Genomic DNA, 20,976 nt, shown 5'->3' with positions numbered 1-20,976 from the left:
TGACCCAGATGGCATCGCCACAACGCCCTAGCGCGCAGCGCCAAGCGCAAGACGATCGCCACAGCGACGATTACGTCGTGCTGGGCAAGCTGACCAGTCCTTACGGCATCAAGGGCTGGCTGAAGGTGTATTCCTACACCTCGCCCATGGAAGGCATTCTCGACTATGCCGAATGGGTGGTCCGTCACGACGGACAGATTTCGCGCCATCGCCTCAAGCAGGGGCGCAAGCAGGGACAGGGCCTGGTCGCCCAACTGGACGGTGTCGATGACCGTGACCGTGCCGAGAGTCTGGCCGGAGCGGACATCCTGCTGGCCAAGCAAGACCTGCCCGAACTCGACAGTGAAGAGTACTACTGGCACCAGCTGGAAGGCCTCAGGGTCGTCACGCTGGAAGGGGTGTCTCTGGGACGCCTGGCCTACCTGTTCGAGACCGGTGCCAACGACGTCATGGTCGTGAAGGGCGGCGACGCCCCGGACGATCGCGAACGTCTGCTTCCCTACCTGCCCGATGACGTGGTCAAGCGCGTCGATCTCGAGGCAGGAGAGATGCTGGTCGACTGGGACCCGGAGTTTTGAGCGCAGTGCGTTCGAAAACCGCGTCGACAGGAGATCGATAACGTGTGGATAGGGGTGGTGTCACTGTTTCCGGAAATGTTCGAGGCGATTACTCGTCACGGCGTGACCGGCAGGGCCGTCGACAAGGGCCAGGTGACGCTGGAGTTCTGGAACCCCCGGGACTACGCCACCGACCGCCATCGCACCGTGGATGATCGCCCCTATGGCGGTGGTCCCGGCATGCTGATGAAGGTCGACACCCTGAGAAGTGCCATCCACGACGCCCGCAGCCGAGCCCAGGCGGCCACCGGCGAGCGTCCCAAGGTGATCTACCTGTCGCCCCAGGGGCGCAGACTGGATCAGCAGGGCGCGCGGGAACTGGCGTCCGGACCGCCCCTGGTGGTGGTGGCGGGGCGTTACGAAGGCATCGATGAACGCGTGGTCGAAGCGGACATCGATGAGGAGTGGTCGATCGGCGACTATGTCCTGAGCGGGGGAGAGCTGCCCGCCATGGTGCTGATCGATACGGCGGCAAGGCTGGTGCCCGGTGTACTGGGGCATCAGGATTCCGCGGTCGAGGACTCCTTCAACGACGGTCTGCTGGACTGTCCGCACTATACGCGCCCGGAGGAAATCGACGGTCGCAAGGTGCCGGACGTGCTGCTCAGCGGTCACCACGGACAGATCCGTCAGTGGCGGATGAAACAGTCCCTGGGGCGTACCTGGCAACGGCGGCCCGACCTGCTCGAGGGCAGGCAGCTGTCGAAGGAGCAGAAGCGGCTGTTGAACGAGTTCATCGACGAACACGCCGACAAGGCGGAGGTGCAGGACGAACGTCGGGATTCCGACGAGGCGGCCAGTCGCCGCTGACGGACCTGCGTCATCAACGACCCGCGCGCTCGAGCTTCGAGGGCCGGGATCACGATCCATCGGCACCCACGACCGATCGATGGATCACAACGATTTCAGGAGTGAGTCAAATGAGCAGCAAGAACAAGGTGATCCAGGCGCTCGAAGCCGAGCAGATGAGCAAGCAGGTGCCGGACTTTGCACCGGGCGACACCATCGTCGTTCAGGTCAAGGTCAAGGAAGGCAACCGCGAGCGTCTCCAGGCCTTCGAAGGCGTGGTCATCGGCAAGCGTAACCGCGGTCTGAACTCCGCTTTCACCGTGCGCAAGATCTCCCACGGCGTCGGCGTCGAGCGTACCTTCCAGACCTACAGCCCGCTGGTCGACTCCATCAGCGTCAAGCGTCGCGGTGACGTGCGCCAGGCCAAGCTGTACTACCTCCGTGAGCGTAGCGGCAAGTCTGCACGGATCAAGGAAAAGCTGGCCTAAGACGCGTAAGCGTCTGCCAGTCCGAGGGAGGCCCCGCCTCCCTCGCCCGACACCCCGTCACCACCTTCGTGGGGCGGGGTGTCGGTGCATTGGGGGCCCTCTCGTGCTTCACCAGTGCCCTCGATGGCTAGCCACCAGAGCCCAGGAGGTGTTGCTTGAGCGCCGGCGATCGTCAGACAATCGACCGCTTCCTCGACCAGCTATGGCTCGAGCAGGGCGTCAGCGACCATACCCTGAGCGCCTATCGCCACGATCTGGAGGCCTGGGCCAACTGGCTTTCAGGTCAGTCGTGCGCGTTGCTCACGCCGGGTGAGCGGACCTTGCCGGACTGGCTGGACTCGCGTCGCGAGCAGGGCTACAAGCTCACCAGCAATGCCCGGCTGCTGTCGAGTCTCAGGCGCTTCTACCGCTGGGCCCTGGCCGAAGGGATGATCGAAGCGGATCCGCTGGCCCGGGTGCGCCTGCCGCGGGTGCGGCCATCGTTGCCGGACACCCTGGACGAGGACGAGGTCGAGCGCCTGCTGAATGCGCCGGACCTATCCACCGCCCTGGGACTGCGCGATCGCGCCATGCTCGAGGTGCTGTATGGCGCAGGGCTTCGCGTCAGCGAACTGGTCGGTCTGACCACCGATGCGGTCAATCTGCGCCAGGGCGTGGTGCGGGTGCGCGGCAAGGGGCAGAAGGACCGCCTGGTGCCGCTGGGCGAGGAAGCCGGCCACTGGCTCGAGCGCTACCTGCGCCAGGGGCGTAGCGAGCTGATGAGCGATATCCAGCGTCCGGCGCTGTTCCCCGGACGGGGCGACGGCGCCATGACCCGCCAGACCTTCTGGCACCGAATCAAGCACTACGCCAGTGTGGCAGGCATCGATCGTCCGCTGTCGCCACACACCCTGAGGCACGCCTTTGCCACCCATCTGTTGAATCATGGGGCCAATCTGCGTGTCGTACAGATGCTGCTGGGGCACTCGGACCTGTCGACGACCCAGATCTACACCCATGTGGCGCAGGCGCGACTGGAAGCCCTGCACGCCGACCATCATCCTCGAGGCTGACCCATGAAACGCCCTCTGTTCGTGCTTTCCCTGCCCGCTCTGCTCACCGCTGCCCTGTGGACCAGCGGTGCGCTGGCGGCCCCCCCCGCCGCGCTCAACGAGCTTGAGGTGAACGGCCAGAAGATGCCGGTGAGTCAGGTGCTGGATACCCCCATGGACGGCATCTACGAGGTGCGTCTGGAGACCGGGGAGTCCTTTTACACCAACGAGAGCGGCAGCCACTTCCTGGTGGGGGATCTGTACCAGAACGCCGAGGACGGCCTGGTCAACCTGTCCGAGCAGAGCCGCAACGCCAGCCGCGCCAGCCGCGTGGCGGCCATCGACGAGTCCGAGCAGATCGTCTATCGCGGGGTCGATGAGCCCAAGGCCACCATCCACGTCTTCACCGATACCACCTGTCCTTACTGCCGCAAGCTGCACGAGGAAGTGCCGCGCCTCAACGAGCTGGGCATCCAGGTCAACTACCTGGCCTTCCCGCGTGGCGGCATGCAGAGCGAAGGCGCCCGCCAGCTCGAACAGGTGTGGTGCGCCGACAATACCAGCGAGGCGATGACCGCCGCCAAGAGTGGAGAGGTTCCGAGCGGCGCCACAAGCTGCGACAATCCGGTGGAGCGGCAGTATCATCTGGGGCTGGAGCTGGGCGTGCAGGGCACGCCGGCGATCATCCTGCCCGACGGCACCATGGTCCCGGGCTATGTGCCCGCCGAACGGCTGGCCGAGCGCCTCGGCATCGACGGCTGAGCCCGTCTGACAACACAATCGAGAAGGCTCGAGCCAGACTCGGGCCTCGCCAAATCGCTGACACAGCCGTCGCTTGCGGCGACGGTCGAGAAGGGAGAATGACATTGAAACCGGTGAGAGTGGGAATCTGTGGGCTGGGTACCGTCGGTGGCGGCACCTTCAATGTACTGACGCGCAACGCCGACGAGATCGCTCGGCGTGCCGGTCGCCCGCTGGTGATCGAGCAGGTCGCCCATCGCAGCATCAATCCCGCCTGTGACCTTACCGGTATTCGTACCACCAAGGACGTCTTCGAGGTGGCGACCAACCCCGACATCGACGTGGTGGTGGAGCTGATCGGCGGCTACGACGTGGCCCGCGAGCTGGTGATGATGGCCATCGAGAATGGCAAGCACGTGGTCACCGCCAACAAGGCGCTGATCGCGGTGCACGGCAACGAGATCTTCAAGGCGGCCCATGAAAAGGGCGTGATCGTGGCCTTCGAGGCCGCGGTGGCCGGCGGTATCCCGGTAATCAAGTCGCTGCGCGAGGGCCTGGGTGCCAACCGCATCAGCTGGGTGGCGGGTATCATCAACGGTACCGGCAACTACATCCTGACCCATATGCGCGACGAGGGCCGGGCGTTCGAGGACGTGCTCGCCGAGGCCCAGGCGCTGGGCTACGCCGAGGCCGATCCGACCTTCGACGTGGAAGGCATCGACGCCGCCCACAAGCTGACCATCCTGGCGTCCATCGCCTACGGTGTGCCGCTGCAGTTCGAAAAGGCCTACACCGAGGGTATCTCTCGGGTCACCGCCGAGGACGTCGAGCAGGCCGACAACCTGGGCTACATCATCAAGCACCTGGGCATCTCCAAGCGCACCGGTGACGGCCTCGAACTGCGTGTCCATCCGACGCTGATTCCCAAGGAGCGGCTCCTGGCCAGTGTCCACGGGGTCAAGAACGCCATCGCCGTGATGGGTGACGCCGTCGGTCCGACCCTCTACTACGGTGCCGGCGCCGGTGACGAGCCCACCGCCTCGGCGGTAGTCGCCGACCTGCTCGACGTGGCCCGCGACATCTCCACCGAGCACCGCTATCGCACGCCTTATCTGGCCTTCTGCGGCGTCACCGATGACTGTGACGAGCTGCCGATCATGCCCATGGAAGATATCACCACGGCCTACTACCTGCGCCTGCTGGCGGTGGACCGCCCCGGCGTGCTGGCGCGGGTGGCGACCATCCTCTCCGAGGAGGGTATCTCCATCGAGGCGCTGATCCAGAAGGAGGCCACCGAGGGCGAACTGGTGCCGATCATCCTGCTGACCCACCGTACCCTCGAGAAGCACATGAACGAGGCCATTCGCCGCATCGAGTCCCTGGCCGACATCGCCGGCTCGGTGACCCGCATTCGCGTCGAGAGCCTCGACGAGCAGGACTGATGATGCCTGCGGGAGCGGGCTCAGGCTCGCTTTCGCGGGCGCTTCGCTGGAATCTCAGGCCGCGCCCCGGGCGGCGGCAAGGAATCACAAGATGCGCTATATCAGCACTCGCGGGCAGGCGCCCGCGCTGTCCTTCGAAGAAGTCGTCCTTACCGGCATGGCCGCCGACGGTGGCCTCTACGTTCCCGAGGACTTCCCTCACCTGAGCGCCGACGACCTGGCCGACATGGCCGGACTGTCCTACGCCGAGATCGCCTTTCGGGTGATGAAGCCCTTCGTCGGCGGCGAGATCGACGACGACACCTTCCGTGGCCTGGTCAAGGACGCCTACGCGACCTTCAGCCACGACGCCGTGGTGCCGCTCAATCAGCTCGACGCCAACCACTTCCTGCTCGAGCTATTCCACGGTCCGACCCTGGCGTTCAAGGACGTGGCCCTGCAGCTGCTCGGACGTATCCTCGATCACTTCCTCAAGAAGCGTGGCGAGCGCGCGGTGATAATGGGCGCCACGTCCGGCGACACCGGCTCGGCGGCGATCGAGGGCTGTCGTCACTGTGACAACCTCGACATCTTTATCCTGCACCCCCACAACCGGGTGTCCGAGGTACAGCGCCGGCAGATGACCACGGTGCTGGCCGACAACGTCTTCAACGTCGCCATCGAAGGCAACTTCGACGACGCCCAGGCCATGGTCAAGGCCAGCTTCGCCGACCAGAGCTTCCTCGGTGGGGCTCGGCTGGTGGCGGTGAACTCGATCAACTGGGCGCGGATCATGGCCCAGGTGGTCTACTACGTAGCCTCCGCCGTGGCGGTGGGCGCGCCCCAACGTCAGGTCAGCTTCTGCGTGCCCTCGGCCAACTTCGGCAACGTCTTCGCCGGCTACGTGGCCTACCGCATGGGGCTGCCGGTGAAGCAGTTCATCGTCGCCACCAATGCCAACGACATCCTCCACCGTACCCTGGCCGACAACGACTTCTCCAAGCAGGAGCTGCTGGCCACCCTGGCGCCGTCCATGGACATCGTGGTGTCGTCCAACTTCGAACGTCTGCTGTTCGAAGCCTACGACCGCGACGGCGGCGCCGTGGACGAGCTGCTCGGGCGCTTCCAGAACGAGCCGACGGTACTGGCCGAAGCCCCGCTGGGCCGGCTGCGCGAGGTGTTCTCGAGCCACAGCGTGGATGACGACACCATCCTCGAGGTGATCCGCGAGGCCCACCACCGTACCCAGGAGATCCTCGATCCCCACACCGCTACCGGCTATCGTGCCGCCGAGCGCGAGTGCAGGGACGCCTCTACGCCGATGATCACCCTGGCCACCGCCCACCCGGCCAAGTTTGCCGAGGCGGTGGTCAAGGCCGGCTTCCCGGGTGTGCCGCTGCCGCCACATATGGACGATCTGCTCGAGCGCGAGGAACGCTACGAGGTGCTGCCGGCTAGACTCGAAGCGGTACAGGCCTTCGTCGCCGAACATCGTCGTCGCTGAGGCCTTCGGCATGGGGCCGAGCGCCTTGCGGCGTTCGGCTCGGTTTTGTGCCAATCGGTTCTTATCCATCGGTTTTTGCCAAGGGTGCCCGCTGCCGGGCATCCCGACAGGGAGACTTCCATGAAGCTGTGGGGACGCAACAACTCGGTCAACGTCAAGAAGCCCGTCTGGTGTGCCATCGAGCTGGGGATCGACCTCGAACGGGTCGATCTGGGAGGGCCCTTCGGTGGGCTCGATACGCCGGAATTCCTGGCCAAGAATCCCAACGGCCTGATTCCCTGTCTCGAGGACGGCGACCTGGTGCTGTGGGAATCCCACACCATCGTCCGCTATCTGGCCGATGTGCACGGTGACGGTCGGCTCGCGACCGACTCTGCCGGCGCCAGGGCGCGCTGCAGCATGTGGATGGACTGGGCGCTTGGCAGTCTGGCGGGCCCCTATCGGGATCTGATCATGAACCTGGTGCGCGGCACCCCCGAGACCCGCGACGATGCGGCCGTCGAGCGTGGCCTGGCCGGGTTCGAGAAGAGCCTGCGTATCGCCGACGGTGCGCTGGCCCGCCAGCCCTGGCTGTCCGGCGAGGAATTCGGCATCGGTGATATTCCGCTGGGGGCCTACGTCTACCTGTGGTTCGCCCTGGATATCGAGCGCCCGAGCCTGCCGAACCTCGAGGCCTGGTACGAGAAGCTGACCCAGCGCAGCGCCTATCGCGAACACGTGATGCTGCCGATCAGTTAAGTCGATCCAGCTGCGTTGGACGCGCCGGTATCGCGTCGGCGCAGGTGGCGGTCAGCACGCCATCTGCGCCGACCTTCTCGGTTCCCGACACCCTCCTGCGCCAGCCTCGCTTCAACCTTCCAGAGAATCCGATGTCCCACTCTTCTCCGGCAAATACCGGCTCGAGCGAGCATGCCGAGCCGCGTCCGCGTATCGAACCGCGTCCTCGCAACGAAAGGCTGTATCGGCAGGGACTCGAGGCCGGGCTGTCGGAGCTTCAGGCCCGGCTGCTGGCCGGACGCCTGCCCGACTACCAGGGCGAACTCGGCCCGCTGGTCGACCCGAGTCTACGTCATCTGGTCCATCCCGAGCGTCTGGCCGATGCGCCGAGAGCGGCCGAGCGCATCGCCCAGGCGGTGGCCGAGGGCGAGCACATCGGCATCCTCACCGACTACGACGTGGACGGCATCACCTCCCACGTGGTGATCCGGCGCACCCTGAACGAACTGTTCGGGGTGCCAGAGTCACGTCTGCACAGTCTGATCGGTCACCGTATTCATGACGGCTATGGCATCAGCCTGCCGCTGGTGGAGCGCACCCTGAAGCTGACCCCGCGGCCCAGCCTGGTGATTACCGCCGACTGCGGCAGCAGCGACGAGGCGCGTATCGCCAGGCTCAAGGCGGCGGGAATCGACGTGGTGGTCAGCGATCACCACGCTCTGCCCCAGGAAGGGCCGCCGCCCTCGGCCTATGCCACGGTCAATCCGACCCGAGCCGACTGCGACTACCCGGACGCCACCATCGCCGGCTGCATGGTGGCCTGGCTGTTGATGTCGCTGACCCGCCAGGTACTGATCGAACAGGCGGTACTGTCGCCGTCCACGCCCAAGCTCTCGCCCTGGCTGTCCTACGTGGCGCTGGGCACCGTGGCCGACTGTGTGTCACTGGGTGGCAGCGCCATCAACCGGGCGGTGGTGCGCCACGGTCTGGCGCTGATCAATCGCATGGGCGAGCCCTGCTGGCGGGTAATGGCGGAGCGCCTGGGCGCCGACAGCGTGCCCTTCGACGCCGAGACCCTGGGCTTCCAGATGGGGCCGAGAATCAACGCCCGTTCGCGTCTCGACGATCCCTACGCGGCGCTTCACTTCATGCTCGCCGGGGATGACGGGGTGGCGCGGCGTCACCTGGAGACCCTGGACGCCGACAACCAGTCGCGCAAGGCCATCGAAGCCGACATGGTCGCCGAGGCCAGGCTGCTGGCCCGCCGGGCGCTGGACGCCGACGAGCCGGTGGTCATCGTCTATCTGGAGAACGGCCATCCGGGGGTTCAGGGCATCGTCGCCTCGCGCCTGGTGCAGGCCTACGGACGGCCGACCCTGGTGCTGACCCCCGCCGCCGAGGCCGGCATGCTGACCGGCTCCGGACGCTCGGTGGAGGCGCTGCACCTGCGCGATGCTCTGCAGCGCGCCCACGACCTGGCCCCCGAGGCGCTTACGCGTTTCGGCGGCCACCGGGGCGCCGCCGGCGTCGGCGTGGTACAGGAACGTCTCGACGACTTCCGCCAGGCGCTGATCACCGCGGTCAGCGAACAGCTCGGCGATCTGGAACTGGTGCCCAGGCTCTACACCGACGGTGAACTCGGCGAGCATCAGCTAAGCCTCGAGACCCTGGCCGAGATCGAGGGCCTTGGCCCCTTCGGCCGCGAGTTCGAGGCGCCGCTGTTCGAGGGGCGCTTTCTGGTGGAGCGGCTCAAGCCGGTGGGTGACGGCAGTCACCTGACCCTGGAGCTGTCCTGTCGCGGACTGACCCTGAAGGCCATCTGGTTTCGCTGCCTGACCCCGGGCCAGTTGCCGGACTTCGACGTGGGCGCCACCCTCCACTGCGCCTACAAGCTCAATCGCAACCGCTTCCGCGGACGCGAGTCACTGCAGCTGATGGTGGAGCACGCAGAGCCCGTTGAATAAGCCGGTCGACTGAAGCGGTCGAACGAGGGTCCGTGATCCCGGCAAACCTCGGTCTTCGTTGCCTGCGGAGGTCCTGGCGCTGCTGGCTTCAGGTTACCGTGAATTGTCCCATCATGCCGTTATCTTCGTGTTCGAGGATGTGGCAGTGATACATGAAGGGCGCACCCTGCGAAGGCTGGTTGAAATGGACCAGCAGTTCGACGGGCTCGCGCACCAGCACAGTGTCTTTCATGCCTTTGTCACGGGTCTGCGGCGCAGAACCGTTGCGGCTGATGACCTGGAAATGCACGCCGTGTACATGGAAGGGGTGGGCCATCATTGTGCCGGTCACCTCCCATATTTCGCTATCACCCAGGTTGACCCGCTCATCGACTCTGTCCATGGAGAAGGCACGGTCATTGATGCCGAAGCTGGCCCTGCTCATCCGTGTTTCGTCCCTCCTCATGTTTCCCATGCCCATGCCCATCTCCATGCCCATGGTCAACTCGAAGCGACGTCTGCGCAGTGCCGTTGAGGGGATCCGGGGTTCAGGGGCGTGAAGCCGCTGTGGTACCTGAAGGGAACTGCTGCCGGTGCCTTGGGGAATGAACTCGATGACGGTCGTTTCGCTAGCCCCTGACATGGGCGTCATCATGCGCATCATCGACAGACTACTGTCTGGTCCGGTAGTCAGGGTCGCAGGGCGACCATTAGAGAAATCGACGAGAATTTCGGCTCGCTCTCCTGGAACGAGGCGTAGCGAGCGCAGTGCAACAGGCTTCTCGAGCAGACCTCCCTCCGAGGCAATCCAGTGAAAGATTCTGGCGTCGGAGAACGCCAGATCGAAAAACCTGGCGTTGGCACCATTGACCATCCTCAGACGCACCAGCCGGGGAGGAACCTTTGCTACTGGGTTGACAGTGCCGTTGACCAAGAGAGTGTCGCCACGTCGTCCATGCATCGTCGTCATCATGCCCTGTGGTAATACCAGGGTTCCCTGCTCGAACTGCTTATCCTGAAGTATCAGGGGAATGTCATCGACACCGTAATCCGAGGGCAGGCCCAGCGATTTTTCATGGTCGTCACTGACGATCAACATTCCTGCCAGGCCTGCGTAGACCTGTCTGGCGGTGCGCCCATGAGCGTGTGAGTGGTACCAGAGAGTGCATGCCCGCTGACGTATCGGTAGTACCGGTCGCCAGGTGGCTCCGGCGGGGATCGTCTGGTGAGGGCCGCCGTCCAGGTTGCCGGAGACCAGCAGCCCATGCCAGTGCACGGTGGTGTCTTCACCCAGGGTGTTGGTGATGGTGACCTCGGAATCGTCGCCCTGGTGGACCCGAAGCGTGGGACCTAGGTAGCTCCCGTTGTAGCCCAAGGTGATGCTTTCTCGGCCAGGGAAGAAATGGCGCGAGCCCTCCTGAACTTCCAGCGCAATCGACTGGTGACGGCTGCGGGCATCGATCAGTTCCGGGATGTAAAGCTCGTTGAGTTGCGGCAGTGAGTACAAGCGACCTGTGGCGTTGGCTGCCAGCACGGCACCACCCGATAGCAAGGAGCCCATCAGGAACGAGCGGCGTGTCATGAACATGCTTTTCTCCTTCACGGTAACCATCTTGTTGCGCTCACATCGACAGACTGTGGCCGAACAAGCGAGTCTTTTGACTCGTCAGGTGAGAGCAGATAGGTCAAGGCGACAAGACCGGGTTGCCTGGCCCTGGATCGCTGTGGCGCTGGTGGTGATGCCCCGGCAGCTGCCGGGGCCTTGCCCGTGAGGGCGTTCAGAGCGTCATGAATGGCCTGGCCTCACCATCGCGGAACTCGTAGACGTTCCACTCCTGCTGGCGAGGGCCTGGCATGCCTGGGGTGCCGGCAGGCATGCCGGCCAGACCGATGCCGGCTGTATCGGGGTGCTGTTCGAAGAGTCGATCCAGCGCCGCGAAGGGCACGTGCCCCTCGACCGCGTAGCCCCCCATTTCGATGGTATGACAGGCGCCGAGGCCAAACGGAATGCCGAGGCGTTGCTTGATGCTACCGATGTCTCGAGTCTCGACGATGGTCACGTCGACACCACGTTGTTCCAGCAGGCGCGCGTACTCGTCACAGCAGCCGCACTGTGGATTCTTGTACAAGGTGGCAGTGTCGGGCAGGTCCGCCATCGCGGGCGCCGCAGCCAGCAGGCTGGTGGCGAGGAAAAGCAGGGAGGCGTGACGGTGGCTCATGACTTTTTCTCCCGAGAGCGGTGAGTGGTGAGAAGGTACTTGCCGAGGGCGGAGATGCCGAGACCCAGCAGGATCAGCCAGGCGATCGGCATCACCCAACCGATCCAGCCCATCGAACCCATAAATGCGAAACATGTCGTGCTCATTGGTGTAACTCCTGACAGAAGAAGCGTGGCACCGAGGTAGGTGCTTTGTGGTGTACGGTGGTGAAATGACGCTTTTTGCTGTCAGGAACGGGGAGGGCGCCTCGGCGGCGCAATGATGTGACTGGTGCCAGCCGGGACGACGATGTCGATCAAGCCGGCTGGCGGTGTGTCGTGGATGATCGGCAACGGCGAGACGGCGGCACAGACGCTGCACTCCGGGTGTGTGTGGTCTGGAGTGTCGCTGTGGAGTGCGATACAGGGGCCCGCGCAGTCCTCCATGGCCACGTCGGTCGGTCCAGCAAGGCTCGCCAGCACTACCAGCATGATCGTGAGCACCATCGGTACCATGGCCAGGCGTTTGATGCAGTTGCCAAGCAGTGTTCGAGCCGTGGGGTTCATCAACTTGCCCTTCTGGAGATGATTAACCTCGCAAGCAGGCTTCCTATGGTCAGCCGCCGCGTACTTTCCACCGGAGTGGTTCCGGGTACGTCAATAGTTCGGCCAGATACCCGGGGTGGCGAGTTCCAGTAGATGCCCGTCGGGGTCGCGGAAGTACAGGCTCTCGCCGCCCTTGGGCCAGTGGGTACGACCCTCGATCTCGACCCCGTGGGCGTCGAGGCGCGTCTCCCAGGCACCGAGCTCCTCGCGGTCGATGGCCAGCGCCATATGCACCCAGCCGCGGCCATCGTGGGGCGGGATGGTGCCCATATCATCTGGCAGCACCACCGTCTCCAGGGTCTCGCCCTCGAGAAACAGCAGCAGCACCGAAGGACCGACCTGGTAGGCGGTGAAGCGATGGTCGGCGTTGAAGGGCTCAAGCCCCATCACCTCCTCGAAGAAGGCGCGCGCCCGCGCCATGTCGGCCACGTACAGGGCGGTTTCCAGCACCGACCTGAGGCGGGGGCAGGGGCTTGAATCCAGGTCACTCACGGAAGGCTTGCTCATGGGGCGCTCCTCGGCGTGGCGGTCTCTTCAGGATAGCCAGAACCACCACACAATCAGGCCGATCAATCCCAGTCCCGTCAGGGTCACCACGATGCTCATGACAGCACCTCCTGCGATGGCGGGGTGTCGGGGCGTGACGCTCGCGCGTTCTGGGGGCGCAGGCGCTTGAGTCGCAGCCGGTTGGCGTTGGCCACCACGGTGATCGACGAGGCCGACATGGCGGCGCCAGCGATCATCGGTGACAGCAGGGTGCCGGTGAGCGGGTAGAAAAGGCCGGCCGCGATGGGGATACACAGGGCGTTGTAGCCCAGTGCGCCCCACAGGTTCTGGCGGATATTGGCAAGGGTCGCCTGACTGATTTCGATGGCGGCGGCGACGCCGTGAAGCGATGAGCGCATCAGCGTCACCCCGGCGCTTTCGATGGCCACGTCGGTGCCCTGGCCGATGGCGAAGCCGACGTCGGCCCGGGCCAGGGCGGGGGCGTCGTTGATGCCGTCACCCACCATGCCGACGACTTCGCCCTCGGCCTGAAGGCGCTCGATCTCGGCGTGCTTGTCCTCCGGCGACAGCTCGGCGTGGACCTCATCGATGCCGACCTCTTTCCCAATCGCGCGGGCGGTGGCGGCGTTGTCGCCGGTCAGCATCACCACCTTTAGTCCGTCGGCCTGCAGCCGCGCCACAGCGTCACGGCTGTCCTCGCGCAGCGGGTCCTCGATGGCGAAGCCCGCCGCCAAGACGCCATCCAGTGACAGATAGACCAGGGTGCGGGCCTGGGCCTGCCAGCCCTCGAGATCGTGGTCAGCAAGCTCGATCCCTTCCTCCTGCATCATCGCCGCGTTGCCGATGGCCAGGCGTCGTCCCTCGGCGTCCCGGGCACGCACGCCGCGTCCGGTCAGGCTTTCGAAGGCCTCGATGGTGCTGTTGGTTAAAGAAGAAGCGCTATCGGCGCTGTTGCCAAGTTCGTCGCTGGCGTGCGTGTCGGCATCGTCAGGGGCATGGTCATGGCCATGGTCGTGTGCATAGCGGCCCAGGGCCTCGGCCAGGGGGTGTTCGGAACGGGCCTCGATGGCCGCGACCAGACCCAGCAGCCGGGTGCGGTCGTCGCTGGCTTCGCCAGCGAACCAGCGGCAGTCGGTGACCCTGGGGCGACCTTCGGTCAGGGTGCCGGTCTTGTCCACCACCAGGGTGGTCAGTCGACTGGCGGTCTGGAGCGCTTCGCCGGAGCGTATCAGCACGCCGTGCTCGGCGGCCTTGCCCACACCGATCATGGTCGACAACGGGGTGGCCAGGCCCAGTGCGCAGGGGCAGGCGATGATCAGTACCGTGGTGGCGGTGACCAGCATATGGATGACCCGCGGCTCGGGGCCGAAGTGGTACCAGGCCAGGGCGGTGAGCACGGCGATGATCATCACGCTGGGCACGAACACCGCCGAGACGCGATCGGCCAGGTTGCCGATGGGTGGCTTGGAGCCCTGGGCGTTGGCCACCTGTTCGGTGATGCGCCCCAGTCGAGTATCGGCACCGACGCGGGTCGCGCGGAACACCAACGACCCCCGGCCGTTGACCGTGCCGGCGCTGACCTCGTCGCCCGGGCCTCGGGCCACCGGCGCGGGCTCACCCGAGAGCATCGATTCGTCGATATGGCTGTCGCCTTCGACCACCTCACCATCCACGGGCAGGCGCTCGCCGGGCCGCACCCGGATCAGATCGCCCTGGCGAACCTCGTCGATGGGCAGGTCCAGCTCGCCCTCTTCACGCACCACTCGGGCGCTCTGGCTCTGCAGATCGAGCAGGCGATGCAGGGCGTCCGAGGTCCTGCCCTGGGCACGCAGTTCCAGCGCCTTGCCCAGCAACACCAGGCCGATGATCATGCTCGAGGCCTCGAAGTAGAGCCCTCGGGCGGCCTGTGGCAACCAAGGGGCAGCCACCACCACCGCCATGGAGTAGAGCCAGGCGGTGCCGGTGCCCAGTGCGATCAGGGTATCCATGTTGGCCTGGTGGTGACGCAGCGCTTTCCAGGCGCCGACGAAGAAGGCGCGTCCCGGGAACGCCAGCACGGCCAGCGTCGCCAGGCCCACCAGCCCCCAGCCAAGGCGGGCAAGACCCGTCGGCTCAGGGTGATGGATCAGCATCATCACCATCAGCGGAACCGCCAGCGCCAGCGAGGCCAGGCTGCCCTTGAGCTTGCGCCGGTATTCGCGCTGGTTGCGTTCGGCACGCTGGCGTTCGGCCTGGCGCAGGTCGACGATGGGTTCGGCGCCGTAGCCCACGGATTCCACCGCTTGAACCAGCGCCTCGGCGTCAACGTCGCCGTGGATCCGCGCGGTATGGGAGGCGAAGTTGACCTCGGCGCGCTCGACCCCTGAGGTGGCGGCCAGCGCCTTCTGCACACTGGCCACGCAGCCGGCGCAGGTCATGCCCTGGATCGCCAGACGCTGGGAAGGCGCTGAGGGCTCTTCGTGAAGTGACGCTGAGGGCTCTTCCTGAAGCGACGGCGCCTCGGCGGGTGCTTGTGGCGTGGTCGTGCTGTCGCTGGCTATCTGCTCGTCGGTGCCGCTTGCCTCGGCGGGCGCTAGCGGTGTGGGCGCGCTGTCGGCGGTTATCTGCTCGTCGCTGCCGCTTGCCTCGGTGGGGTAGCCGGCTTGCGACAGCAGGGCGGCTAATTCGTCGGCGCCGAGGCATGAGGCAACCGACAGCGTGCCGCTCCCGGGGTCGCCTTCGACCTGGGCTTCGGCGTCGTGCTCCTGGATGGCCCGGCGCATGCGCCCGACGCAGCCCTGGCAGGACATTCCGGTTACCTGAAACTGGTGCTCATTGAGGCGATTCATGACGACTCCCGCTGTCTGGCCGTGGCGGTTTCCGGTACGGACGCCGTCGGCACGCTTTCGATCAGGCGGCACAGGCTGTGTCCGTCCGGGACGCCGTCGGGCAGGTGTTGCCAGCTCTGCATGGCGTCTTCCATGCGCGCTGCCAGGGCCTCGAGCTCGGCGATGCGCCTGCGGATCTTCGGCAGCCGTTCGGCCAGCAGGTCGCGCACCATGGGGCAGGGCGAATCCCCCTGATCGGCGTGGGACAGGATGTCGCGAATCTCGGCCAGGCTGAATCCCAGGGTTCGGGCGCGCTGGATAAAGTCCAGACGCTCGCGATCGCGGTCGCCATAGAGGTGATAGCCGTTGTCAGGGTCTCGATCGGGCGCCAGCAGGCCCTCGCGGGTGTAGTGGCGCACTGTCTCGGCGGTCACGCCGGTGATTCTTGCCAGTTCACTGACCTTCATGTGCACTCCTGGGCGCCCATCGGCGCTGCGCATGGGAGAACGATGGGGATAGTGTAAAACCTGTGTGTTGCACAAAGGTCAAGGGCGCCTGAAGTATGCAGGAAGCGTTTTGTTTAGCTTGTCTAAGTCTTTGAAATGAATGAATTGGCAAATGTTCTTTGACCAAAGTATGAGTAATTTGGCCATTAAAACGAACGTTTGGCCTTGAACTCTTTGGCGCCTTCGCAAACACTGCGAGCAGGCCCGTCGACAGGGCCAAGCAATTCAGGTCAAACAGATTACAAAGAGTGCTCGAAAGGAACTGCGCCCGGACAAGTGTGCGGACGCAACTGCACAATAACCACTACGCCATAACAAGTACGCCGACACGCTTGCTGATAATAAGGACGCCGACATGATGCACAACAACTTCAAGCCTTTGACCCTGGCGGTTGCCGTGGCCACCGCTGCTCTTTCCGGCCAGGCGATGGCCGGCGCCTTTCAGCTCAACGAGCAGGGCGTAAGTGGCCAGGGCACCTCCAACGCGGGCCGTGCCTCCACCGTGACCGACGCCACCATCGTGTTCGGCAACCCGGCCGGCATGTCGTTTCTCGATCGTGCCCAGGTCACCGCCGGTACCGCCTTCCTGACCGTGGACACCGACATCAAGAATGCCGACGGCAGCGCCACGGGCTCCAACGAAGGCGATATGGTGCCGGACACCTTTATTCCCTTCGGCTTCTACGTCCAGCCGATCAACGACAACCTGCACTTTGGCCTCGGTGTCTACGCGCCCTTCGGTCTGATCACCGACTACGAAGGCCAGTTCCAGGGCCGTTTCTTCGGCGATCGCAGCAAGGTCGAGGTGGTCACCGTTCAGCCGACCATCTCGGTGAAGTTCAGCGAGCAGTTCTCGGCCGGCTTTGGCCTGACCTACAACCAGATCGATGGTGAGCTGACTGCCAATACTCAGGGAGGCCCGGTGGGCTTCTTTGACCAAACCGGTGCCTTCACTCCTACCGGAGTCGCAGGCGAAGGGGATGTGGACATCGAGGGTGACGATAACGCCTGGGGCTTTACCTTCGGCGCCATGTACAAGCCCTGGGAGCACACCACCTTCGGTTTCGCCTACCACTCTGAGGTGGAGTATGACCTCGAAGGCAAGGCGCGCTTTACCAATGTACGTGGACAGGGTGACCCGACGGTCGTTGCTGGTATCGGCCCCGTAGTCCCGGTAGGCACTGCGAGCCAGCAAGTCGACGCCGATCTGTCGATCACCCTGCCCGAGGTGTGGGACTTCTCGGTAACCCACGAGCTCAATGATCGTTGGACGGTGATGGCCGGCGCCGCCATGACCAACTGGAGCGAGTTCGATGAGCTGCGTGTCGAGAACGATGTTCGCGAGATCGTCGAGGCCCAGAACTATGAGGACAGCTGGCAGTACTCCATCGGTACCGCCTATCAGCTCAACCCCCAGTGGGTGCTGCGTACTGGCCTTGCCTACGACGAGACCCCGATCAAGGACGAGTACCGCAGCGTGCGTGTGCCGTCTGATGATCGCATCATCTTCTCGCTGGGTGCCGGCTGGACCCCGACCCCGGATCTGACCGTGGACGTGGCCTACTCCTATATCCACGAATCCGACGCCGAGCTGTCCCAGGAAGAGGAAAATCGCGGCACCTACGAGGCGGACTTCGAAAACACCGCCCAGGCCTTCGGTGCCCAGCTGACCTATCGCTTCTGACCTATCGCTTCTGACCGGCCACCACCTCGGTCCAGGCGACCGATATTGGCTTCCGCTAGAACATAGTCAGACCCTGCGCAGCGCCCCCTCCCAGGAGGGGGCGCTGTCGTTCGTGGAAGCCAGCCATGCCAAGAGAAGATATCAGCGTTGCAAGTGGAGGCCTTTCTGGAAGGGCAGGGGGTAACAACAGCGATGCTTCACCGTCAGGGTGATAGCACGCGAATCGGCGAAGTCCACTATTGTCGAACATCCCGTTGCATCGGTTTGCCGGTTTTCTGATCGCTAAACGCTGTCTGGACGTATCCCGGTTGGTTAACATTGCGAATCAATCGTATTTGGTCAATACAACAACCTGGTGCTCCGGATGTCCCTTCGCTTGATGATTCGCTGGTCTGTTCTGCCCCTGGGGGCGGCTTCCCTGTCTGTTCAGGCGCAACAGGATCTCGCCCTGGACAATATCGTCGTTACCGCTGCGGGCTATGAGCAGACGCAGACCGAGGCACCGGCTTCGATCAGCGTGGTGACCCGGGAATCGCTTGAAAAACGTGCCTACCGGGACATCACCGATGCGCTACAGGATGTGCCCGGCGTCGTGGTGACCGGCGGTGGCGATGGCGAAGACGTCAGCCTGCGTGGCATGCCGGCGCAGTACACCCTGTGGCTGGTAGACGGTCGCCGGCAGACTTCGCGGGAATCCCAGCCGAGCGGCGGGGGCGGCTTCCAGAAGGACTGGCTGCCACCGTTGAGCGCCATCGAGCGTATCGAGGTCATCCGCGGCCCCATGTCGACCCTGTACGGGTCCGATGCCATCGGTGGAGTCATCAACATCATCACCCGCAAGGTCGCGGAGGATTGGGTCACCCAACTGCGTACCGAGGCGACGATTCAGGAAGACAGTGACTCCGGCAACGAATTCAACAATCAGCTGTATGTGTCCGGTCCGCTGGCCGACGACGTCCTCGGGTTGCAGCTGACCGGTCAGTACCAGCATCGCCTGGAGGACAAGATCGAGCGCGGCTATGCCAAGCGCGAGTTTTCCAACCTGGCCGCGCGGCTGTCGCTGGAGGCTACGCCCGATCACTCACTTTCGCTTGATGTCAGTCGACGAGAGCAGGATCGCACCAGTCGTGCCGGATTCTCGCTGCCCGAGCGTTCGAGCGACGCCGAGACCGAAAATCGACACAAGACCGTTGCGCTGTCCCACCAGGGCAACTGGGGGTTGCTGACCTCGGATTCCTACGTGCAGCTGGAGGAAACCGACAACGTCGGTCGCGATATCGAGATTCACAATACGGTGGCGGATTCACGCTGGGTACTGCCGCTGGGCGACCACTTCGTGACCTTCGGCGGCACCTGGGAGGACGAGAAACTTGAGGACACCACCACCAACGCCCTGGCAGGCACCGACGAGATCACCGTCTACCAGTACGCGCTGTTTCTCGAAGACGAATGGTATCTGACCGACAGCTTCTCGTTGACCGCCGGGCTGCGCATGGACGATCACGAGTTCTTCGGTGAGCACTACAGCCCGCGACTCTACGGTGTCTGGAGCCTGCTCCCCGACTGGACCCTGAAGGGTGGTATGTCCACCGGGTTCCGCGCGCCCAACCTGCGCGAGCTGTCCAGCGACTGGGTCCAGGAGAGCCGGGGTGGTGATATCTACGGCAACCCGGATCTGGACGCGGAAGAATCCCGTAGCTACGAGATGGGGCTGGTCCATGACGGCGCCAACGGCCTTCAGGCCAGCCTGACGCTGTTCTACAACGACTTCGATGACAAGATATCCACCATCGCCTGTGGCGATCGCGACTGCGGTGATGCGGCCGCTGGCGACCCGGACGCCCGCACCAACGTCAATATCGATGACGCCATCACCAAGGGCATCGAGGCTGGTGTCCAGATGCCGATCGGCGAACGTTGGCAGGCCCAGGCCTCCTACACCTACACCGATTCCGAACAGAAGAGCGGTGACAACGAGGGTCAGCCGCTGACCCAGGTGCCTCGCCACCTGTTCAATACCACCGTCAACTGGCAGGCCACCGAGGCCCTGGCACCCTGGCTGCGCTTTACCTTCCGCGGCGAGGAAAGCCAGCCGGTGAATCTCTCAAGCAACAGCAGCACCTCCATCCGGGCCCCGTCCTACGCTACCTGGGACGCGGGGCTCACCTGGCAGGCGACACGACAGATCCGTGTGCTTTCCGGCATCTACAATCTGACCGACAAGGACATCGAGTTCGATAACTTCGGTCATGTGGACGATGGACGGCGCTACTGGGTCGGGCTCGACCTGGAGTTCTAGAGCGCCAAGCCACCCACTTAAACGAACAGCAGCGAACAGGAAGGACCATGAAAGCGATGATCGCAGGGGCCGTGGTAAGCCTCACCCTGAGTCAGACCGCCCTGGCGGTGGATGAACCTCCCCAACAGCTGCCCGAGCAGCTGGCTGAGCGGGGCCTGGCGGCCGGACAGGCCTTCCCCGGGCTTTCCAGCCTGTGTGACCTGTCGGCCAGGCTTAAGGTGGCGGGCCAGCGTCCGAAAGGCGAGGCGGCAGAGCGGGAGCGTCGTGAGTCCAGTCGCGATGACCGGCGCCAGCGCGGCCCGGCCGAGCCGATGCCGACCCAGGTATTCGACAATCTCTACTACGTCGGCACGCCCGGCGTCGCCAGCTGGGCGCTGACCACCAACGAGGGGATCATTCTGATCGATGCCCTCAACAACAACGAGGAAGCGCAGAAGTTTATCGAGCAGGGGCTAGTGGATCTGGGCCTGGATCCCGAGGACATCACCTATCTGGTGGTGACACACGCCCACGGTGATCACTACGGTGGTCAGCAGTACCTGGTCGATAACTACGGTGCCCAGGTGGTCATGAGCGATGCGGACTGGACCGCCCTCGAACAGCCGGAGCTGGCCATCGACAATCCCCGCTGGGGCGAGCCTCCAGTGCGCGATATCACCATCGCCGACGGCGACACCCTGACTCTTGGCGATACCGTCCTCGAGGCCTACGTGACCCCCGGCCATACCCTCGGCACGCTGTCGCTGGTGATTCCGCTGAAGGATGGCGACAGGACCCATCGGGCGGTACTGTGGGGCGGTACCGGTTTCAACTTCGGGCCGGACGAGGCCCGCTTGCGGGAGTACTCGGCCTCCGCCTCACGAATGAAGGCGATCTCTGAACAGCAGGGCGTGGACGTCTTCCTGTCCAACCATCCCACCCGCGACAACACCCTGGCGCGGATCGAGGCGCTGGAGCAGCGGCAAGCCGGCGCCCCCCATCCCTTCGTCAGCGACCAGGCGCTGGGTGCCCTGGACCTCTTGATGAGCTGTTCGCTGGCCCAGGCCGAGCGTGTCTACGCAGGCGAGCATCCGACAGAGTAGAGACGTTCATACAAGCCAAAGCAGTGCCCGCTGCCTT

The 20,976-nt window shown here is 64.5% G+C and carries 19 protein-coding genes; 12 read left to right on the top strand and 7 right to left on the bottom strand.

Annotated elements, in window-relative coordinates; translation table 11 throughout:
* Nucleotides 1–8: 8 nt before the first annotated feature.
* The 9 genes from rimM to recJ all read left to right on the top strand — a co-directional run bounded on the left by rimM (nt 9) and on the right by recJ (nt 9,272).
* Nucleotides 9–578, top strand: a complete 570-nt coding sequence (gene rimM / locus KUW00_RS04125; protein ID WP_045991332.1) for a ribosome maturation factor RimM — start codon at nt 9–11, stop codon at nt 576–578.
* Nucleotides 579–620: 42 nt separating this feature from the next.
* Nucleotides 621–1,427 (top strand): tRNA (guanosine(37)-N1)-methyltransferase TrmD, encoded by an 807-nt coding sequence (trmD, locus tag KUW00_RS04120; protein WP_108131204.1) that lies wholly within the window; start codon nt 621–623, stop codon nt 1,425–1,427.
* 110 nt (nt 1,428–1,537) lie between these two features.
* On the top strand, nt 1,538–1,894 hold the full coding sequence (gene rplS, locus KUW00_RS04115) for a 50S ribosomal protein L19 (protein ID WP_045991330.1): 357 nt from the start codon (nt 1,538–1,540) through the stop codon (nt 1,892–1,894).
* Between the two features lie 155 nt (nt 1,895–2,049).
* Nucleotides 2,050–2,946, top strand: a complete 897-nt coding sequence (xerD, locus tag KUW00_RS04110; RefSeq protein ID WP_239452500.1) for a site-specific tyrosine recombinase XerD — start codon at nt 2,050–2,052, stop codon at nt 2,944–2,946.
* 3 nt (nt 2,947–2,949) lie between these two features.
* Entirely contained in the window at nt 2,950–3,687 is a 738-nt protein-coding gene (locus KUW00_RS04105) for a DsbC family protein (RefSeq protein WP_045991329.1), read from the top strand.
* A 104-nt stretch (nt 3,688–3,791) separates the two neighbouring features.
* The gene (locus tag KUW00_RS04100) at nt 3,792–5,108 is read left to right on the top strand and encodes a homoserine dehydrogenase (protein ID WP_045991328.1); all 1,317 of its coding nucleotides are present in this window, start codon (nt 3,792–3,794) and stop codon (nt 5,106–5,108) included.
* Nucleotides 5,109–5,199: 91 nt separating this feature from the next.
* Complete coding sequence (gene thrC / locus KUW00_RS04095) at nt 5,200–6,591, top strand: threonine synthase (RefSeq protein ID WP_222568277.1); 1,392 nt, start codon at nt 5,200–5,202, stop codon at nt 6,589–6,591.
* A 120-nt stretch (nt 6,592–6,711) separates the two neighbouring features.
* On the top strand, nt 6,712–7,329 hold the full coding sequence (locus KUW00_RS04090) for a glutathione S-transferase family protein (RefSeq protein WP_222568276.1): 618 nt from the start codon (nt 6,712–6,714) through the stop codon (nt 7,327–7,329).
* Nucleotides 7,330–7,460: 131 nt separating this feature from the next.
* Nucleotides 7,461–9,272, top strand: coding sequence for a single-stranded-DNA-specific exonuclease RecJ (gene recJ, locus KUW00_RS04085; RefSeq protein ID WP_213230524.1), 1,812 nt, complete (start codon nt 7,461–7,463; stop codon nt 9,270–9,272).
* Between the two features lie 88 nt (nt 9,273–9,360).
* Here the strand turns inward: recJ and KUW00_RS04080 are convergent, their stop codons facing one another.
* From KUW00_RS04080 to KUW00_RS04050, 7 genes are all read right to left on the bottom strand, one after another.
* Nucleotides 9,361–10,839 (bottom strand): multicopper oxidase family protein, encoded by a 1,479-nt coding sequence (locus KUW00_RS04080; protein WP_108131206.1) that lies wholly within the window; start codon nt 10,837–10,839, stop codon nt 9,361–9,363.
* 190 nt (nt 10,840–11,029) lie between these two features.
* Nucleotides 11,030–11,470 carry a DUF411 domain-containing protein gene (locus KUW00_RS04075; RefSeq protein ID WP_045991323.1) on the bottom strand — a complete coding sequence of 147 codons (441 nt, stop codon included), beginning with the start codon at nt 11,468–11,470 and terminating at the stop codon, nt 11,030–11,032.
* Nucleotides 11,467–11,616: a hypothetical protein gene (locus KUW00_RS04070; protein WP_222568275.1), complete on the bottom strand. Its 150-nt coding sequence runs from the start codon at nt 11,614–11,616 to the stop codon at nt 11,467–11,469. The genes KUW00_RS04075 and KUW00_RS04070 overlap by 4 nt, the downstream gene beginning before the upstream one ends.
* 81 nt (nt 11,617–11,697) lie before the next feature.
* On the bottom strand, nt 11,698–12,015 hold the full coding sequence (locus KUW00_RS04065; RefSeq protein WP_146164620.1) for a hypothetical protein: 318 nt from the start codon (nt 12,013–12,015) through the stop codon (nt 11,698–11,700).
* A 90-nt stretch (nt 12,016–12,105) separates the two neighbouring features.
* The gene (locus tag KUW00_RS04060; protein ID WP_213230522.1) at nt 12,106–12,561 is read right to left on the bottom strand and encodes a VOC family protein; all 456 of its coding nucleotides are present in this window, start codon (nt 12,559–12,561) and stop codon (nt 12,106–12,108) included.
* Nucleotides 12,562–12,656: 95 nt separating this feature from the next.
* Nucleotides 12,657–15,389: a heavy metal translocating P-type ATPase gene (locus KUW00_RS04055; protein ID WP_261391960.1), complete on the bottom strand. Its 2,733-nt coding sequence runs from the start codon at nt 15,387–15,389 to the stop codon at nt 12,657–12,659.
* Nucleotides 15,386–15,835, bottom strand: coding sequence for a MerR family transcriptional regulator (locus KUW00_RS04050; RefSeq protein ID WP_108448495.1), 450 nt, complete (start codon nt 15,833–15,835; stop codon nt 15,386–15,388). Before KUW00_RS04050 ends, KUW00_RS04055 begins: the two co-directional genes overlap by 4 nt.
* 394 nt (nt 15,836–16,229) lie before the next feature.
* On the opposite strand from KUW00_RS04050, the gene KUW00_RS04045 reads away from it, so the two are divergent.
* The 3 genes from KUW00_RS04045 to KUW00_RS04035 all read left to right on the top strand — a co-directional run bounded on the left by KUW00_RS04045 (nt 16,230) and on the right by KUW00_RS04035 (nt 20,939).
* Complete coding sequence (locus KUW00_RS04045) at nt 16,230–17,558, top strand: OmpP1/FadL family transporter (protein ID WP_308812410.1); 1,329 nt, start codon at nt 16,230–16,232, stop codon at nt 17,556–17,558.
* A gap of 364 nt (nt 17,559–17,922) precedes the next feature.
* Nucleotides 17,923–19,857: a TonB-dependent receptor domain-containing protein gene (locus KUW00_RS04040; RefSeq protein ID WP_222568274.1), complete on the top strand. Its 1,935-nt coding sequence runs from the start codon at nt 17,923–17,925 to the stop codon at nt 19,855–19,857.
* A 47-nt stretch (nt 19,858–19,904) separates the two neighbouring features.
* Nucleotides 19,905–20,939, top strand: a complete 1,035-nt coding sequence (locus tag KUW00_RS04035; RefSeq protein WP_222568273.1) for an MBL fold metallo-hydrolase — start codon at nt 19,905–19,907, stop codon at nt 20,937–20,939.
* Nucleotides 20,940–20,976 lie beyond the last annotated feature (37 nt).

The organism is Halomonas sp. DP5N14-9 (assembly GCF_019802175.1).
GTDB classification, from domain to species: Bacteria; Pseudomonadota; Gammaproteobacteria; order Pseudomonadales; family Halomonadaceae; genus Halomonas; species Halomonas litopenaei.
The sequence above is the reverse complement of the archived record's forward strand: the minus strand, read 5'-3'. Positions and strand labels throughout refer to the sequence as shown.